General features: G+C 64.1%; 16 protein-coding genes. 4 read left to right on the forward strand and 12 right to left on the reverse strand.

Features of this window, described 5'->3' with window-relative positions; all coding sequences use genetic code 11:
* Positions 1–147 precede the first annotated feature (147 nt).
* Together JQ587_RS32430 and JQ587_RS32435 are read left to right on the forward strand one after the other, a co-directional pair.
* Positions 148–429, forward strand: a complete 282-nt coding sequence (locus JQ587_RS32430) for a type II toxin-antitoxin system Phd/YefM family antitoxin (protein ID WP_212297493.1) — start codon at positions 148–150, stop codon at positions 427–429.
* Positions 426–851 (forward strand): type II toxin-antitoxin system VapC family toxin, encoded by a 426-nt coding sequence (locus JQ587_RS32435; protein ID WP_212428049.1) that lies wholly within the window; start codon positions 426–428, stop codon positions 849–851. Before JQ587_RS32430 ends, JQ587_RS32435 begins: the two co-directional genes overlap by 4 nt.
* Positions 852–855: 4 nt before the next feature.
* Here JQ587_RS32435 and JQ587_RS32440 read toward each other — a convergent pair whose 3' ends face one another.
* Both JQ587_RS32440 and JQ587_RS32445 read right to left on the reverse strand, forming a co-directional pair.
* On the reverse strand, positions 856–1,704 hold the full coding sequence (locus JQ587_RS32440; protein WP_212297491.1) for a DeoR/GlpR family DNA-binding transcription regulator: 849 nt from the start codon (positions 1,702–1,704) through the stop codon (positions 856–858).
* A gap of 90 nt (positions 1,705–1,794) precedes the next feature.
* The gene (locus JQ587_RS32445; RefSeq protein WP_212428050.1) at positions 1,795–2,469 is read right to left on the reverse strand and encodes an HAD family hydrolase; all 675 of its coding nucleotides are present in this window, start codon (positions 2,467–2,469) and stop codon (positions 1,795–1,797) included.
* A gap of 154 nt (positions 2,470–2,623) precedes the next feature.
* On the opposite strand from JQ587_RS32445, the gene JQ587_RS32450 reads away from it, so the two are divergent.
* Positions 2,624–3,076 (forward strand): nuclear transport factor 2 family protein, encoded by a 453-nt coding sequence (locus tag JQ587_RS32450; protein ID WP_212428051.1) that lies wholly within the window; start codon positions 2,624–2,626, stop codon positions 3,074–3,076.
* Between the two features lie 228 nt (positions 3,077–3,304).
* Here the strand turns inward: JQ587_RS32450 and JQ587_RS32455 are convergent, their stop codons facing one another.
* The 10 genes from JQ587_RS32455 to JQ587_RS32500 all read right to left on the reverse strand — a co-directional run bounded on the left by JQ587_RS32455 (position 3,305) and on the right by JQ587_RS32500 (position 17,597).
* Positions 3,305–3,496 carry a hypothetical protein gene (locus tag JQ587_RS32455; protein WP_212297489.1) on the reverse strand — a complete coding sequence of 64 codons (192 nt, stop codon included), beginning with the start codon at positions 3,494–3,496 and terminating at the stop codon, positions 3,305–3,307.
* Positions 3,497–3,717: 221 nt separating this feature from the next.
* Positions 3,718–4,128 (reverse strand): acyl-CoA thioesterase, encoded by a 411-nt coding sequence (locus tag JQ587_RS32460; RefSeq protein ID WP_212297488.1) that lies wholly within the window; start codon positions 4,126–4,128, stop codon positions 3,718–3,720.
* A gap of 7 nt (positions 4,129–4,135) precedes the next feature.
* Positions 4,136–6,232 carry a 3-hydroxyacyl-CoA dehydrogenase NAD-binding domain-containing protein gene (locus tag JQ587_RS32465; protein WP_212428052.1) on the reverse strand — a complete coding sequence of 699 codons (2,097 nt, stop codon included), beginning with the start codon at positions 6,230–6,232 and terminating at the stop codon, positions 4,136–4,138.
* Between the two features lie 2 nt (positions 6,233–6,234).
* Positions 6,235–7,518 carry an acetyl-CoA C-acetyltransferase gene (locus JQ587_RS32470; protein ID WP_212428053.1) on the reverse strand — a complete coding sequence of 428 codons (1,284 nt, stop codon included), beginning with the start codon at positions 7,516–7,518 and terminating at the stop codon, positions 6,235–6,237.
* Positions 7,518–9,785 (reverse strand): acyl-CoA dehydrogenase, encoded by a 2,268-nt coding sequence (locus JQ587_RS32475; protein WP_212428054.1) that lies wholly within the window; start codon positions 9,783–9,785, stop codon positions 7,518–7,520. Before JQ587_RS32475 ends, JQ587_RS32470 begins: the two co-directional genes overlap by 1 nt.
* Before the next feature lie 304 nt (positions 9,786–10,089).
* On the reverse strand, positions 10,090–10,713 hold the full coding sequence (locus JQ587_RS32480) for a flavin reductase family protein (protein WP_212297484.1): 624 nt from the start codon (positions 10,711–10,713) through the stop codon (positions 10,090–10,092).
* A 177-nt stretch (positions 10,714–10,890) separates the two neighbouring features.
* Entirely contained in the window at positions 10,891–11,490 is a 600-nt protein-coding gene (locus tag JQ587_RS32485; RefSeq protein ID WP_212428055.1) for a TetR/AcrR family transcriptional regulator, read from the reverse strand.
* 33 nt (positions 11,491–11,523) lie between these two features.
* Positions 11,524–14,661: an efflux RND transporter permease subunit gene (locus JQ587_RS32490; protein WP_212428056.1), complete on the reverse strand. Its 3,138-nt coding sequence runs from the start codon at positions 14,659–14,661 to the stop codon at positions 11,524–11,526.
* A gap of 225 nt (positions 14,662–14,886) precedes the next feature.
* Complete coding sequence (locus JQ587_RS32495; RefSeq protein WP_212297481.1) at positions 14,887–15,993, reverse strand: efflux RND transporter periplasmic adaptor subunit; 1,107 nt, start codon at positions 15,991–15,993, stop codon at positions 14,887–14,889.
* A gap of 275 nt (positions 15,994–16,268) precedes the next feature.
* Entirely contained in the window at positions 16,269–17,597 is a 1,329-nt protein-coding gene (locus JQ587_RS32500) for an MFS transporter (RefSeq protein ID WP_212428057.1), read from the reverse strand.
* Between the two features lie 76 nt (positions 17,598–17,673).
* Between JQ587_RS32500 and JQ587_RS32505 the strand changes: the two genes are divergently transcribed.
* Entirely contained in the window at positions 17,674–18,105 is a 432-nt protein-coding gene (locus tag JQ587_RS32505; RefSeq protein ID WP_212428090.1) for a ribosomal maturation YjgA family protein, read from the forward strand.
* Positions 18,106–18,239 lie beyond the last annotated feature (134 nt).

Below are 18,239 nucleotides of genomic sequence, written 5' to 3' on the forward strand. Positions count from 1 at the left end.
AGGGGAAGAGAAGTGAAAATGGAACTTTTTGTTGGGCAGTTCGCCCTCGAAATGGGCGTCTGAAATGATGATCTGGGGCGCAGCGGCACGCTTGAATAGTCACCTTCACTATATATAGTCACAATAGTCATATTGGTTCTATTCGGCATGACAGACCGTAGCAGTGCTCCCGATTCGCCACCGACCGACACTTGGACACTCGCCAAGGCCAAGGCACGCCTGTCCGAGGTGGTCGACCGCGCCCAAACCGGTCCACAGATCATCACCCGTCACGGCAGGCCCAACGCCGTGGTCATTTCCGCCGAAGAATGGGCGCGAAAGACCACGCGCAAAGGGACGCTCGCCGAATTCCTGCTGGCTTCACCGCTGCGCGGTGCGGACCTCGAGCTTGAGCGCGTGCAAGACGAACCGCGCGACGAGACGCCGTGAACCTGCTCCTTGACACCAATGTGCTGTCGGAGGTTCGGCGGCCAGCGCCTTCTCCAAAAATCATGGCCTGGCTTGACACGGTCGATGAGGATCGCGCGTTCATTAGCGTTGCCTCAATTGCCGAACTTCGCCGCGGCATCGCACTACTAGATGATAGCCGCCGGCGCGCGGCGCTGACCGCCTGGCTCGCCCATGATTTGCCGGCTCGGTTTGCAGGGCGCATCCTGCCGATCGACCATGCGGTCGCCGAGCGCTGGGGCGATCTGATGGCGCAGAGCCGCCGCAGCGGCGTTGCATTGTCCGTGATGGACGGCTTCTTCGCGGCGACCGCTCTCGTCCAAAATCTCACGCTCGTGACGCGCAACATGAAGGATTTTGCGGCCTTTGGCGTTCCCCTGCTCAACCCATGGAACGCCACCTGAGACGCTAGCGCAGCCGCACCACCGGCGCTGCTTCTGGCGCGGCATCCTGCGCATCGGCCTGGGTTTCGTCGATATCCCCCGCCCCCTTCGGCATCGCCGCCATCACCTCGATGCCCTTGCTATGGCAGATGGTGGCGAGGCGCTCGGGCAGTTCCTGATCGGTGACGAAGGTCTGGATCTGGCTGATATGGGCGATGCGAACCGGCGCGCTGCGGCGAAGTTTCGTGGAATCGGCCACCAGCATGACGCTGCGGGCATTGGCGATGATGGCCTGCGCCACCTGCACCTCGCGATAGTCGAAGTCGAGCAGCGCGCCCTCCTCGTCGATCGCGGAGGCGCCGATGATGGCGTAGTCGACCTTGAACTGGCCAATCAGCTGCGTTGCGGTCGAGCCGACCACGGCGCCGTCGGCGCGCCGCACCGTGCCGCCGGCGACCACCACCTCGATCCGGGGATGGCGGTAGAGCAGCATGGCGACGTTGAGATTGTTGGTGATGACGAGCAGGTCCTCATGCGAAGTCAGCGCGCTCGCCACCTCCTCCGTCGTCGTGCCGATGTTGATGAAAAGCGAGCAGCCGTTCGGGATCAACGAGGCTGCGGCCGCGCCAATCGCCTTCTTCTCGTCGGCGGCGACGAAGCGGCGCGCCTCGTAGGCGAGATTTTCGACGCCGGAAGCGATGATGGCGCCGCCATGGACGCGGGTCAGCGACCGGCGCTCGCAGAGATCATTGAGGTCCTTGCGGATGGTCTGCGCCGAGACTTCGAAGCGGCGCGCCAGCTCCTCGACCATGACGCGGCCGGAGGCGCGGGCGATGTTGAGAATTTCGGCTTGGCGATGGGTCAATCCGGTCACGGCAATGGCCTCAAATCAGAATGGTGCATGGTGCGGCGGTTCGGGCGCGCGGTCAATGCGCGCGCCGATCACGGTTAATGGATCAAACCTTCACCACGCCATCGCGCACGCGAGCCGCGCGAGCAGCGCGGGATCGTCGAAAGCGCTCGCGGAGGCGACCGCGCCTGATCCAATAAGGTCAGCGTCGCTGAGGCTGGTCCGGATGCCGATGGTCGGAATACCGGCAGCGGTGGCCGACTGCACCCCGGAGCGTGAATCCTCGAACGCGATCGAGGCGGCCGCGCTGGCGCCGACGAAGCGCAAGCCCTCCTGGTATGGCAGCGGATGCGGCTTGCCATGCGGCAGTTCGTCGCCGATGACAAGGGCCTTGAAGCGATGCGTGATGCCGAGGCCGGACAACAGCAGCTCGGCGTTGAGACGCGGCGCGTTGGTGACGGCGACCATGGGAATGCCGACGCCATCCGCCCGGTCGAGCAGTGCCATCAGGCCAGGCAGCGGCTCGATCTGCCCCGAGACCAGCGTCCGGAACACTTCTTCTTTCTCGCCAAGAATCGCAGCGCGCCGCTCCAGCGTTTCGTCGGGCAGAAAGCGCTCGCCGATCGACACATTGGCAAAACCCTGCAGGTCCCTTGAGAAGCGCGCGTGGTCGAAGACATGGCCGCGGGGACCGAGCACCTGGTTGAACGCTTTCAGATGCAACGGGTCGGTATTGGCAAGCGTGCCGTCGATATCGAACAGCAATGCCCTGCCGAGAGTCTCGATCATGTCCGTACTTTCCCAAATGCGCGATGCATCGATGCGGAAGACGTATCAATACAGCCCCGCGCGCGCAATGACGCACGCACATGACGGCTACGCGCCACTCGACAAAGTCGCGCGCGGCTGCAACACTCCGTACAAGATCAAAAAGGAGGAAACGATGACGATCAATCGACGCGATCTGGCTCTCTCAACCTTCGCTATTTCCGCGCTTGCGCTCGCAACACCGGCGCTTGCCGTTTCGGCGGAGGAAGACACCGTGGCGAAGAAGGTCGAAGCCTTCCGCCTCGCCCAGATCGCGGCCGATCCCAAGGCGCTCGGCGCGCTGTGCTGGGACGACCTGAGCTACAGTCATTCCAGCGGCAAGGTCGAGGACAAGGCGACCTTCGTCACCAACGCCACCGACGGCAAATCAAAATTCCTGTCGATCGAATACAAGGATCCGACCATCAAGGTCGTCGGCCCGGCCGCGATCGTACGCTTCCACTGGATCGCGGAACAGGAGATGGCGGCCGATGGGAAAAAAGTGCCGACCAACCTTCACATCCTGATGAACTGGCAGAAGCAGGGCGACGAGTGGAAGCTGTTGTCGCGGGCCGCAACGAAGTTGTGATGACGACGCTTACCCTCTCTCCTTGTGGGAGAGGGTGGCTCGCCGCGCAGCGGCGAGACGGGTGAGGGATATCTATCCTCGCGAACGATCTGCAGTTGGAGAGATACCCCTCACCCGGCGCTTCGCGCCACCTTCTCCCACAAGGGGAGAAGAGAAAGTGCAGCGGGATCAAGGGCTGCAAAATTTTCCGACCGCGCGTTGCGCACCCCGGAACGACGCGAGCGGCGCTTACGCCGCCTCCCTCACGTCGCCATTCACCAGCTTGCGCGCAGCGCGCTCGGCTTCGCGGGCGTTGCGGAAGAGTTGGCCTTCGAGGCGATTGAATTGGTGAGACGAGGCGAAGAAGCAGTAGCCGCCATGACCGCGAACGACGATGCCCGCGGTCTCCGAGTTCACTTCGATAATGTAGCTGTCCGGCATGACCCGTGGATTCCTCAGTGCGGGCAAATAACGGCATGTCTGCCCAAAGGTTCCAAGGGCAAATCAACCGGTTTCCACCCCGAATCGACGGGGTATTCAGTACGATGAGACCTCATCCGTTTTATGACTGGTTGTTGGCGAAGGCGCGACGCGTTGACTCAGTCGCGCCGCGTTTGGCGCGCTGCAACTCTTCGTGAGATGGGACAGAGCGCCGCGCGCGACTACGTCGCGATGGGTGTTTCGGTCGAGCGCACTTCCTGCGGGCGGCCGTGCTCGTCGATCGAGACGTAGGTAAAATTGCCATCGGTGACGAGGAACGGATGCTCCTCTCCGCGCCGCAGCGCCCAGGCTTCCAGATGCACCGTCATCGAGGTGCGGCCGACGCGAACGAGATTGGCGTACACGGAGACGAGATCGCCGACATAGACCGCCTTGCGAAAATTCATCGCCTCGATCGCAACCGTGACCGTGCGTGATTTCGCGACCTTCGAGGCGAACACGCCGCCGCCGACGTCCATCTGGCTGAGCAGCCAACCGCCAAAGATGTCGCCATTTGCGTTGGTGTCGGCGGGCATCGCCAGCGTGCGGATGCAGAGATCGCCGCGCGGCGCGGAGTCGGACTTCTCGGTCATGTGGCTCTCACTTGAAATTGTCCCAGCCCGGGTCGGGCGCGAAGCGTTCGCCGAATCGCTCGGCCAGCGCCCGCAAGGTGGATACGACATTCTCCACGCCGCGTGTGCGCGCATAGTTCAGCGGACCCCCGCGGAACGGTGCATAGCCCGTGCCAAAGATCATGGCGCCGTCGACCGCATCGGGATCCTCAACGATGCCTTCGCGCAGGCACGCGACGCAGACATTGGACATCGGCAGCACCAGGCGATCGATCATCTGGTCGGTGACGCGCGGCCCGGTCTCGGGAAGTTGTGCCTTCTCCGCCTTGCCGTCCTTCCAGGCATAGAAACCCTTGCCGGTCTTGCGGCCAAGCTCGCCCTTGGCGACCTTCTCGCGCAGCCAGGCCGGCGTCGGCGGCAGCAGATCGCCGAATTTGGTGCGCAGCATGTCGCCGACATCGAGACAGATGTCGAGCCCGACCTGGTCGGCCAGCTCGATCGGCCCCATCGGCATGCCGAATTGTTCGGCCGCGGCGTCGATCAGACGCTGGTCGGTCTTCTCGTCCAGCATCACCATTGCTTCCAGCATGTAGGGCGTCAGCACGCGGTTGACGAGGAAGCCGGGCGAGCTTTTCACGGACAATGGCAAACGGTCGATTGCGCCGACAAAGGCGAGGGCCTCTTTCAGTACCTGCGCATCATTGCCGTCATGGCTGACGACCTCGACCAGCTGAAGCCGCGATACCGGATTGAAGAAATGCAGGCTGACCAGCCGCTCCGGCCGCGCCAGCGTGGTGCGCAGATCCTGCAGCGGAATGCTCGACGTGTTGGTCGCAAGGATCGCGCCCGGCTTCATCCTGGGCTCGAGGCCAGCATAGACCTTCTGCTTGAGCTCAAGCTTTTCCGGCACCGCCTCGATGATGAGATCGGCGTTGCGGACCCCCTCGCCGTCCAGGTCCGGGATCAGGCGATCGAGCGCGTCGCGCACCTCGGTCGGCTTGCGGATGATTTTTCCATAGAGCTCGGCCGCGCGCTTCACCGCGCCTGCGATCGGCTCCGCCTTCATGTCGGCAAGCGAGACGCGCAGCCCCTGCCCGGCTACCCAAGCCGCGATGTCGCCGCCCATGGCGCCGGCGCCGATGACATGCACCTGCTTGACGTTGTTGCCGGCGCCTGCCGCCTTCTTCATCTGCTCGCGCAGGAAGAACACGCGGATCAGATTCTGCGCGGTCGGCGTCACCATCAATCTTGCGAACGAGGCCTGCTCCGCCTTGAGCATCGCCGCCTTGCTGCCGCCATGCGCCTCCCAGAGATCGATCAGCGCGTAGGGGGCGGGATAATGCTCGCGGGGCGCAGCCTTCGCCGCCTCTGAGCGCATGCGCTTGGCAAGCAACCCGCGTACCGGGCCGAGATTGGCCGCGCGCGTCAGGAAGCCTGGACGTGCTCGCTTCAGCCGGCCGAACAGCGCGTCCTTGACGGCGGCCTGGACGTGGCGCTCCTGCGTCACGCTATCGACGAGGCCGAGCGCTTTGGCGCGGCGCGCATCGATGGTGCGCCCGGTCAGCATCAGCGCCATCGACTGGGTCGGATTGACCAGCGCGGTGAAGCGTGCAGTGCCGCCGAGGCCGGGATGCAGACCCAGCATCACCTCCGGAAAGCCGAAGCGCGTGCCGTCGATGGCGATGCGCGACTGGCAGGCGAGCGCAACCTCGAGCCCGCCGCCGAGGCAGAAGCCGTGGATGACCGCGACCGTCGGCAGCTTCAGCGCTTCCAGATGATCGACCACCGCATGCGCGGCTCGGATGCGGGTTTCCACCATCTCGGGATCGCTGGCGCCGCGGAATTCGTTGACGTCGGCGCCGGCAATGAAGCCGGACAATTTTGCCGAGCGGATCACGAGGCCGGCCGGGCGCTCGGTCTCGATCGCCGCGAGCACGGCGTCGAACTCCTCCATCACGTCGGAGGACAGCGTGTTGGCGCTCACGTCCGCGCGGTCGAACAGCAGCCAGGCAACGCCGTCGGCATCACGCGTCAACTTGAAGTGCTTGTAAGGGCTGTCGGTTGCGGGCTGCGGCCCCAGCGTGAGGACGCGGTCGCCGAGCGCGGTCATGATCTTCGAGTCCATGGTCACACCGCCTCGATCAGCATGGCACCGCCGAGTCCGCCGCCGATGCATTCGGTGGCGATTCCACGTCGTGTGCCGAGCCGCTTCATCGCATTGACGAGATGCAGCACGATGCGGTTGCCTGATGTGCCGACGGGATGGCCGAGCGAGATGGCGCCGCCATCGACATTGAGCTTGTCGCGATCGATCTCGCCGGCAGCGCCATCGAGTCCAAGTATCTCGCGGCAGAACCTTTCGTCGTTCCAGGCAGCGAGGCAACCAAGCACTTGCGTTGCGAAGGCCTCGTTCAGCTCCCAGGTCTCGACGTCCTGGAGCGTGAGATTGTTGCGGGTCAGGAGCGGCGTCGCCGACATCACCGGACCAAGGCCCATGACGCTGGGATCGAGCGCAGCCCAGTTGCTGTCGACGATTGCGGCCTTCGGCGTGAGCTTGTGCTTGGCCACCGCCGCGTCGGAAGCCAAAATCACCCAGGACGCGCCGTCGGTGATCTGCGAGGAATTGCCGGCGGTGACCTGCCCCCAGGGACGCTCGAACACCGGCCGGAGCTTTGCCAGTGTCTCGGCGGTGGAGTCCGGCCGCACGCCATCGTCATGATCGAAGAATTTTCCGTCGCGGGAGAACGCGGTCTCGACCTCGCCTTTCAAGAAACCTTCCGCTTGCGCATGCGCGAGTCGCCGATGGCTCTCGGCAGCATAAGCATCGGACTGGGCGCGGGTGATGCCGAAGAGATGGCCGACGACCTCGGCGGTCTGTCCCATGTTGAGTTCGGTGATGGGATCGGTCAGTCCGCGCTCCAGCCCAATGATCGGCTTGAGATAGCGCGGCCGCAGCTTGAACGCGGCGGCGAGCTTCGCGGCCAGGCCTTTGGCCGCGGCAAGGCCGGCGAACCAGCGCACGCCTGAATTCGGCCAGACCAGCGGCGCGTGGCTGAGCGCCTCGGTGCCGCCGGCCAAGATCATGTCGGCATGGCCTTCGCGGATGTAGCGATAGGCTGTGTCGATCGACTGCATGCCCGAGCCGCAATTGATCTGCACGGTGAAGGCGACCATGTCCTCGCCCATGCCAAGCCGGAGCGCGGCGACGCGGGCCGGGTTCATCTCGTCGGCGATGACGTTGACGCAGCCGAGGATGACCTGGTCGAAATCAGCCGGAGAGAACGGCTGGCGCGCCAGCAGCGGCCGTCCGCACTGCACGGCGAGATCAACCGGCGTGAACGGCCCCGGCCCCGAACGCGCCTTCAGAAACGGCGTCCGGCTGCCGTCGACGATGAATACCGGTCGTGCCATCAGCTCGCCGCCCTCTGTTCACCGAGTTCCTGAAAGAACTGATGCACGTCGCGGGTTTTCTTGTAAATCGGCGACAGCGCCTCCGGCGCAAAATCATCGACCTCGATGACTTTTGCGACTGCTTCATGAGCGGTCGCAATCTGTTCGCCCTCGGCCTGCGTGATCACGCCCTTGGTGACGGCGTCCTTCCAGTCGCGGACATGCGCGGCGCGCATGCGCTTGACAATGGCGTCGGTCGCCGTGACCAGCTTGAACGCGCGCTCCAACCGGGCGAAGCCGCTGTCGTCATCGACATGCGCGAGATCGGGCGTCAGGCGCTCGCGCGCGGCCGACGGCTCCAGCACCAGGCTTGCACATTGATGCACGATGCGGTCGGACGGGCCGAGCACACGCGCGCCGAAGGGCTGGACCACGAGCTTGAGGATCACAGCGACGAAGCGGTTCGGCAGGTTGGCGAGGATTTCGGCCAGCCGGTTCTCGATCGTCTTGAAGCCGGTCGCCATGCACCATTCCAGCGCGGCAAAATCCTCCTGCTGCCGCCCCTCGTCCTGCCAGCGCTTTAGTGCGGCCGAGAGCAGATACAGTTCGGAAAGGATGTCGCCAAAGCGCGCCGACAGCATCTCCTTGCGTTTCAGCGCGCCGCCGAGCGTCAGCAGCGCCATGTCGGCGCAAAGCGCAAACGCCGCCGAGTAACGCGAGAGCTGGCGATAGAATGGCGTGGCGTCGCCTGCATCGGGCGCGAGCGCGAACACGCCAAAGGTCCAGCTCCGGCCGAAGGCGCGGACCAGCGTCCGGAAACTATGGCCGACATGCTTCCAGAAGGCCTTGTCGAACGCGGTCAGGCCACGCTCGCGATCAGCGTCGGCGAGCGCATTCATCTCGTCGAGCAGATAGGGATGCGCGCGGATCGCGCCCTGCCCGAACACGATGAGATTGCGTGTCAGGATGTTGGCACCCTCGACCGTGATGCCCACGGGCACGGCGCGATGCAGATTGCCGATATAGTTCTGCGGACCGTCGATCACGGCCTTGCCGCCATGGATGTCCATGGCGTCGTCGATCGCGATGCGCATCCGCTCGGTCGCGTGCAGCTTCATGATGCCGGAGATCACGGCGGGATGAACGCCGGCATTCAGAGCCGCGCACGTCAGACGGCGCGCGGCATCGAGCTGATAGGTCGTCGCGACGATGCGCGCCAGCGGCTCCTCGACGCCCTCGAATTTGGAGATGGAGATGCCGAACTGCTCGCGGATCCGGGCATAGGCGCCGGTGGTGCGGGCCGCATAGGCGGCACCGGCCGCGGAGAGCGAGGGCAGCGAGATGCCGCGGCCGGCGGCGAGCGCCGTCATCAGCATCTTCCAGCCCTGCCCGAGCCGTGCCTTGCCGCCAATGACATAGTCGAGCGGGATGAAGACGTCGCGGCCCCAGTTCGGGCCGTTCTGAAACACCTGCATTGACGGCAGATGGCGATGGCCGATCTCGACGCCGGGCAGATTTGTCGGGATCAGTGCCACGGTGATGCCGAGCTCTTCCTGATCGCCAACCAGATGATCGGGATCGTAAGCCTTGAAAGCGAGGCCCAGCAGCGTCGCAACGGGGCCGAGCGTGATATAGCGCTTGTGCCAGTTGAGCCGGAGACCGGTGACCTCGCGGCCCTCGAAATTGCCCTTGCAGATGATGCCGCTGTCGACCATCGAGGCGGCATCGGAGCCGGCCTCCGGACTGGTGAGACCAAAGCAGGGAATGTCGCGGCCATCGGCGAGGCGTGGCAGCCAGCGCTCCTGCTGCTCCCTGGTGCCGAAGCGCATCAGGAGCTCACCGGGCCCGAGCGAGTTCGGCACCATCACGGTGACGGCGGCCGCGATCGATCGGGTCGAGATTTTTCGAACCACTTCGGAATGCGCATAGGGCGAGAAGCCGAGGCCGCCGAACTCCTTGGGAATGATCATGCCGAAGAATTTTTCGCGCTTGATGAAGGCCCAGACCTCCTGCGGCAGGTCGCGCCATTCCCAAAAGATCTTCCACTCGTCGAGCATCGCGCAGAGCGCGTCAACGGGACCGCTGAGGAAGGCCTGCTCCTCGGCCGCCAACGTTGCCTGCGGGATCTTCAGCAGCTTCGACCAATCGGGATTGCCGGTGAAGAGATCGGCGTCCCACCAGACATCACCGGCCTCCAGCGCCTCCCGCTCGGTGTCGGACATCGCCGGCAGCACACCACGCGCCCAGGAGAAGATCGGCTTTGTGATTTTGTCGCGGCGGAAGCTCATGGCGGACCTCATGCAACGGCGCGGTTATCTGGCATTTTAGCGGAAAGTGGCCGGGCTGAGTGAACATCTCGGCGGCAAAATGATGCGAATTGACGCGGCCGGGCGGCCGCCCCGGGGCATAACGGCCGGGGCGTGCGGGCAGTTCCGGGAGGTGATGGGGCGCAATGTCTCCCCACCTCATTCCGGGGCACGCGAAGCGTGAACCCGGAATCCATCGTGCGGCAACGTAGATCGATGGATGAATTCCGGGCTCGCGCCTGACGGCGCGCCCCGGAATGACGGTGTGGAGGGAGTGCGGCCGGACCTAATCCGGCCGGGCCATCTCGAACATGTTTTCCGGCTTGATCTCGAAGTAGTCGCCGCGGCGGCCGGCGCGCACGATCGGGCGGGCGGCGGCGGTCTGGTAGACGCCGTCCTTGATCATGGCCTTGTCGATGTGGACGGCAACGACCTCGCCGAGCGTCAGCCAGGCATCGGCCGCCTTGCCATCGGCGCCCTTGAGGCGAACGATATCGGAGACCTTGCACTCGAAGGCGACCGGGCTCTCGCCGACGCGCGGCACGTTGACGAGCCTGCCCGGCACGGCGGTCAGGCCTGCGATCTCGAACTCGTCGACCTCGGGCGCAACGTGTGCGGCGGTCGCGTTCATGTGCTTGGCCAGGTCCATCGTGGCGAGATTCCAGACGAATTCGCCGGTCTGCTGGATGTTCGCGACCGTGTCTTTCCAGTTGGTGGAGGAGAAGCCGATGATCGGCGGCACATAGGCGAACGCATTGAAGAAGCTGTAGGGCGCCAGATTGACGTGGCCCTTGGTGTCACGCGAGGAGATCCAGCCGATCGGCCGCGGCGCGATGATGGCGTTGAAGGGATCATGCTTGAGGCCGTGGCCCTTGGAGGGCTCGTAGAAATGCAGGTCTTTGTCGGTCACGCGCTGCTTCCTTTTCGTCGTTGCGAGCGCAGCGAAGCAATCCGGAGTCCCCGGGCGGAGACAGTCTGGATTGCTTCGCTACGCTCGCAATGACGGAATTTGTTGATCCGTCCTGGGCCGCCGCGAGCCGGTCAGCCCGGGCGGTCGGCCTGTTATATGGGGAAACCCGCCGGACCGTCAGTGGCGCGGGGACAGAGCCGCGATGACGAAATCGATCATCTGGTCGATGGTCGGGCCCGGCTTGGTGGCGCACTGAGCGATCATCTGGGGGTGGAAGAAGCGCATCATGGCGGTGCAGGAGCAGAGCGAAGCCATTTGCAGGTCCGGCGCCTCGAACTCACCGGTCGCGATACCCTGCGCGATCATCTGCCCGACAAAGCCGGCAATGCACTCCATATGATTCAAGCAGACGTCCCAGTCCTCCTGCATCGCGATCTCGACCATCTCGTGCAGCTTGTTGTCGCCGACATAGCGCTCGGTGTTCATGCGGTTGATCGTGGTGAGCAACTCGCGGAAGCGCGGGATCACCGGACCGGACCGCGCCACGATTCGTTGCGCCTCGAGCTCAACCTCGCCCATCAGCGAACGCGCCACCGCCTGATGGATCGCCTTCTTCGATTCGAAGAAGCGATAGACGTTGGCGGGACTCATCCGCAGCTCTTTGGCGATATCCCCGACCGTGGTCTTCTGATAGCCGATCTGGCGGAACAGCCGCTCGGCCACCTCGAGAATACGATCCCGGGTGTCGCCTTCGATATGCTCCGCAACCAGTGTCATGTGTCAGGACTCGTTCGTCGGTAGTCTTCTCATTTATTCAGCCGCTTCAGCAAGCGGAATTGCGTGCTCGTCATCGCTCCCATGCTGCGGCGCGGCAGGCTGTTCCGGCGTACCCGCCTCGTCCAGGCTCTTCCTGAACCACAGGGCATAGAGGCCGGGCAGGTACAGCAGCGTCAGGAAGGTCGCGACGAACAGTCCGCCCATGATGGTGATCGCCATCGGGCCCCAGAAGGCCGAACGCGACAGCGGTATCATGGCGAGGATGGCAGCAAGCGCCGTCAGCACCACCGGCCGGGCGCGGCGGACAGTCGCCTCCACGATCGCCTCGCGCCGGGTCAGGCCATGGGAGACGTCGGTCTCGATCTGGTCGACCAGGATGACCGTGTTGCGCATGATCATGCCGGCGAGCGCAATCAGGCCAAGCAGCGCCACGAAGCCGAACGGAGCATTGGCGACGTTGAGACCGAAGGAGGCGCCGACGATGCCGAGCGGCGCGGTCAGGAACACCAGGATCAGGCGCGAGAAGCTCTGCAGCTGGATCATCAGCAGCGTCAGCATCACCATGACCATCACCGGGAAGAGGATGAAGATCGAGGCGTTGCCCTTGGCAGACTCTTCGAACGCGCCGCCCGGCTCGATGCGGTAGGCCGGCTCGAGGTAATCCTTGATGGCCTGCAGCTTCGGCGTGATCTGGTTGGTGACGTCGGGCGCCTGCACGCCGTCGACGACGTCGGACCGCACGGTGATCGCCATGTCGCGGTTGCGCCGCCACATGATCGGCTCCTCGTGGGCATATTCGATCTTGGCGATCTGCTGCAGCGGCACGGCGACGCCGTTCTTCGAGGTGATGGTGAGATCACCGACGTCGCCGAGATCGAGGCGCTCGGAGGGGATCGCGCGGGCGACCACAGCGACCTTCTCGATGCCGTCACGCACGGTCGTGACCTGCGCGCCGGAGATCAGCATGGACAGCGCCTGGGAGACGTCCTGCGGGGTGAGACCCATGGCGCGGGCACGATCCTGGTCGACGACGAGCTTGAGGTAGGGCGACTGCTCGTTCCAGTCGAGCTGGACGTCCTTGACGCTCTTGTTCTGCCGCATGACGTCGCGAACCTGGTAGGCGATCTCGCGCACCTTGTTGGCATCGGGGCCGATCACGCGAAACTGCACGGGGAAGCCGACCGGCGGACCGAAATTGAAGCGGTCGACGCGCACGCGCGCCTCGGTCAGCATGCCGTCGGCAACGGCGCCCTCGATCTTGGCCTTGACCCGCTCGCGCGCCTCGACGCCCTTGGCGACGATGACGATCTCGGCAAAGGCCTCGTTCGGAAGCTGCGGGTTGAGACCGAGCCAGAAGCGCGGCGAGCCCTGACCGACATAGGAAGTATAGGTCTCGATGTCCTTGTCGTCCTTGAGCAGCGTCTCGGCCTTCTTCACCGCCTTCTCGGTGACGTTGAAGGCGGTACCTTCGGGCAGGCGCAGCTGGAGGAACAGCTCGGGCCGTTCCGACAGCGGGAAGAACTGCTGCTGGACATGGCCGAAGCCGACGATGGATGCGATGAAGACGCCGACGGTCGCGACCACGACGGTGATACGGTGATTGACGCACCATTGCACGATGGCGCGCAGGCCACGATACATGCGGGTCTCGTAGACCGCGTGCGGATCGTGGTTGTGATGCGCCTTCATCTCGGGCAGCAGCTTGACGCCGATATAGGGCGTGAAGATCACCGCCACGAACCACGAGGCAACCAGCGCGATCGCCACGATCCAGAAGATGCTGCCGGCATATTCGCCGACCGCGGAATTGGCAAAGCCGATGGGGAGGAAGCCAGCGGCCGTGACCAGCGTTCCCGTGAGCATCGGAAACGCAGTTGATTCCCAGGCAAAGGATGCCGCACGCATGCGGTCCCAGCCCTGCTCCATCTTCACCACCATCATCTCGACCGCGATGATGGCATCATCCACCAGTAGGCCGAGCGCGATGATCAGCGCACCGAGTGTGATGCGATGCAGGTCGAGCGACATTGTGTTCATGACGACGAAGACGATGCCCAGCACCAGCGGCACCGACAGCGCGACCACGATGCCGGTGCGCCAGCCGAGTGCCAGGAACGAGACGAACAGCACGATGACGAGCGCTTCCATGAAGGAGTGCACGAACTCGCCGACGGCGTGCTCGACCACCTTGGGCTGGTCCGCGATCAGACTGACGTCGATGCCCTGCGGCACGGCCTTCATGAATTCCGCGGTCGCCTTCTCGACCTCCTTGCCGAGCTCGAGAATATTGGCGCCCTTGGCGGTGACGACGCCGATGCCGATCGCGGCCTTGCCTTCCTGGCGGACGACGAAGCTGGGCGGATCGACATAGCCATGGGTGACGGTGGCGATGTCGCCGAGGCGGAACACGCGGCCGTTGCTCTCGACCGGGGTCTCGGCCACGGCCTTGGCGCCGTCGAGCGCGCCGGTCACGCGCAGCGGCACACGCTGCGACGAGGTCTCGACCGTGCCGGCGGGCGTCACGTTGTTCTGCTTGGCAAGCGAATCGAACAACGCCTGCGGCGTGATGCCGAGGGTGGCGAGCTTGGCATGCGAGAACTCGACGAAGATGCGCTCATCCTGGTTGCCGTAGACGTCGACCTTGGTCACGCCCGGCACCTTCAGGAGGCGCTGACGGAATCCTTCGGAGACCTTCTTGAGCTGGGCGTAATCGGCGCCGTCGCCGGTCATCATGTAGAGGATGGAATCGACGTCGGAGAACTCGTCGTTGACGACCGGTCCCAGAATGCCCGAGGGCAACTGGCCCTGCACATCGACCAGCTTCTTGCGGAGCAGATAGAAGAGATAGGGCACGTCCTTCGGCGGCGTGGAGTCGCGGAAGGTGACCTGAAGCGCGGTGAAGCCAGGCTTCGAATAGGTCTGCACCTTCTCGAAATACGGCAGCTCCTGGATCTTCTTCTCGATGGGATCGGCGACCTGCGCCTGCATCTCCTGCGCGGTCGCGCCCGGCCACAGCACGGAGACGTTGACCACCTTCACCGTGAAGAACGGGTCTTCGGCGCGGCCGAGCTTCTGATACGAGAAGAAGCCGGCGACGCCGAGCACGAGCATCAGGAACAGGACCAGCGTCGGATGGCTGACGGCCCAGGCCGAGAGGTTGAAGCGCTTCATCGCACTCTCCGAAAAAATCGATCCAATTGCCAAAAACGACAGCCGCTCTGTTCAAACCGTCGTCGCGAGGCAGCGAAGCAATCCAGGGGGCTGGGCAGGTTCTGGATCGCTTCGCCGCTTCAGCCTTTGCGTAGGGGCAAAGGCCGAAACTCACCTCACACGACGTAACTCAACTTCTTTTGTCATTCCGGGGCGCGCAAAGCGCGAACCCGGAATGACCGAAACCTAGAAAGACAGTGACGACACGACCCGCACCTTCTGGCCGGGATCGAGCTTCTGCACGCCAAGCGTGACGATCTTGGCGCCCTCGTCGACACCGCTGGTGATGACGACGTCGTTGCTGTCGTAGGACTTCACCGCCACCGGCTTCAGCGTGACCGCACCATTATCGTCGACGACGTAGAAGGACGGCTTGCCGCCTTCGTTGAACAGCGCCGACAGCGGCAGCCGCGCGACGCGCTCGGTGGCGGCGTCCGACAGCGTCAGCGTCGCGGTCATGCCGAGCGAGACCTTGTCGTCGGCCTCGGGCAGCGAGAACTTTGCGAGATAGGTGCGCGTCGCGGAATCCGCGGTTGGCGCGATCTCGCGCAGCTTCGCCGTATATTTCTTGTCCGGCTCGGACCAAAGAGTGACGCTGGCGGCGCCCGACTTGGCACGTCCGACCAGCGTCTCAGGGATCGCGACGACCGCTTCCTTTTCGGCAAAGCGGGCGACACGGATCGAAGCCTGGCCTGCGGCAACCACCTGGCCGGGCTCGATCAGCGTTGCGGTGACAACGCCACGGGCGTCGGCGTTGAGCGTCGCGTAGGAAAGGGAATTCTTGGTCAGCTCGACCGAGCGGACGGCGCGGTCGAGGCGCGCGCGGGCCTCGTCGGCAGCGGCCCGGCTCGAATCCATCGCCGCATCGGTGGTCCAGCCCTTCGCCTTCAAATCCTTGGCGCGCTGCTCGGCGGCGGCGGCCTGGGCCAGCACGCCGGTGGCGGCGGTCTGCTCGGCGACGGCCTGCTCGGCCTGGAGCTTCAGATCGACCTCATCGAGGGTGGCAAGCGGCTGGCCGACTTCCACGGTCTGGCCGACTTCCACGAGGCGCTTGGCGACCTTGCCGGCGACGCGAAAGCCGAGATCGCTCTCGATCCGGGGCTTGATGATGCCGACGAAGCTGCGCTCCGGGGTTTCGGCATCATAGTGCGCAGTCGCTACCAGAACGGGCCGCGGCGGCTCGGCCTTTTGCGCCACGGTATCGTTGCACCCAGCCAGCGCGGCCGCCATCAGAGCCAGCGACACACCCGCCAAGAGCCTGGAATAGCTGGACAAAACGGTCCGAACGAACATCGGAGGACACTCCTGCGTCTGCAATGAGAGGAATGTCGACTAATCACTGATAAAAGTCAATAATCGTCAGTCATCAGGAAAGCGTGATCGTTAAGAGATGAGGGGTCGGCGGTCGATTACCAAAAAGGTACTACCGTAGGGCAAGCAGAGCGACTTATCCGCCGTAGCCCGAAGAGCGAAGGCGGAAGCGTGCCCACCACTTTGGCCGATAACGGGAAACGGTGGGCACGGCGCAGAACGCCCTTGCCCACCGGTACGGGACCGTTTGCTCGGCTCTATCGCCCCTGATCCACGAACTCGTGCTTGGTCTCGTGGCCACCGATGAAGACCAAAATGCCGGCGAGCAGCGGCAGCACGGCGAGAACCAGCAAGCCGGTCGAGGTCTGTCCCGTTGCTTCCTTGACCCAGCCGATCAGATACGGGCCGCCGAAGCCGGCGAGATTGCCGATCGAATTGATCAGCGCGATGCCGCCGGCGGCCGCCGTGCCTGACAACCAGGAGGTCGGCAAGGTCCAGAACACGCCGAAGACGCAGAACACGCCGATCGCGGCGAAGGTCAGCGCCACCATCGTCATGGAGGGATCGGTGAGGTAGCTGGAGACGGCGAGCGCGACCGCGATCAGGATCATGGGCGCACCGACATGCATCACGCGCTCGCGCGTGGCGTCCGAATGCCGTGCCCAGAGGATCATGGCAATCGTGCCGAACACATAGGGGATCGCGGTGACGAAGCCGGTCTGGACATTGGTGAGCCCGAACGCCTTGACGATCTGCGGCAGCCAGAACTGCATGCCATAGAGGGCACCGACAAAGCCGAAATAGATCAGGCTGAGTGCGATCACCTTCGGCGAGGACAGGGCTTCACCGAGCGACAGATGCTTCACCGCCCGCTTGGCCGCGATTTCCGCGTCGAGCCTGGACTTGAGCCAGGCTTTCTGCTCGGCCGAGAGCCAGTCCGCCTTCTCCGGCTTGTCGGTGAGATAGAACCAGGTGACGATGCCGAGCAGCACCGAGGGAATGCCCTCGAGAATGAACAGCCACTGCCAGCCCTTCAGGCCCATCGCACCGTCGAGCCCGAGCAACAGGCCCGAGATCGGCGCACCGATCACGGTCGAGACCGGCACGGCGATGGCGAAGGCTGCGAGGAAGCGGCCGCGGTACTCGGCCGGATACCAATAGGTGAGATAGAGGATGATGCCGGGAAAAAAGCCGGCTTCGGCGACGCCGAGCAGGAAGCGCAGGACGTAGAAGCTGGTGACGCCATTCACCAGCGCCATCAGCGCCGAGATAATGCCCCAGGTCACCATGATGCGGGCGATCCAGCGGCTGGCGCCGAATTTCTCTAGCGCCAGATTGCTCGGCACCTCGAAGATGAAATAGCCGATGAAGAAGATGCCGGCGCCCCAGGAGAAGATCAGCGGCGTGAATTTCAGCTCCGCGTTCATGGTGAGCGCGGCGAAGCCGAGATTGACGCGGTCGAGATAGGAGAAGAAGTAGGCCAGCATCAGGAACGGGATCAGGCGCCAGGAAATGGCGCGAATGGTAGAGGTCTCGATGGCGCTTCTCGCGCCGGCGGAACCGGTATAGGTCGTGGTCTGGCTCATGCTTCCCCCCGGGGTTGTTGCTTTTGTGGGCTGGGAAGCGGTTTTCAGCATCGTGGACAAAGAGTCAATGCAAGCCATGCACGGAGCGCAACTGGTCAACACCATTGCGCCGCGATGGAGCATGTTGATCCGCGCGGCCTTGGCGCTGGTGGTGATCGCCTGCGGACTGTCCTTGCGCTGGTACGGCTTTCCGCTCGGCCTCCCCGCCTTTGTGGTGAAGTATGGCGGCTCGCTGCTGTGGGCGACGATGGTGTTTCTGCTGATCGGGGTTTTGCTGCCGCGGCTGACGCGGAGCCAGCTCGTGATGATCGCGATGGCGATCGCGGTGGTGGTCGAATTTTCCCGATTGGTGCACACGCCGGGGCTCGATGCGTTCCGGCTCAGCACGGCCGGCGCATTGTTGCTGGGGCGCATCTTTTCGCTGTGGAATTTGGTGGCGTATGCGGCGGGCATTGGGTTCGGCGTTTGGATCGATCGGCTCGCCACAACGCGTGCTCTCGCAGGGTAGGCAAAAAAAGCGACTTGTCCGCCTTAGCTCGAAGAGCGAAGGCGGAAGCGTGCCCACCATCAACGTTCCGTGACGCAAATGGTGGGCACGGCGCTACGCGCCTTTGCCCACTCTACGGGACCGACACCGTGGCA

The sequence above is a fragment of the Bradyrhizobium manausense genome (assembly GCF_018130615.1).
Lineage (GTDB): Bacteria > Pseudomonadota > Alphaproteobacteria > Rhizobiales > Xanthobacteraceae > Bradyrhizobium > Bradyrhizobium manausense_A.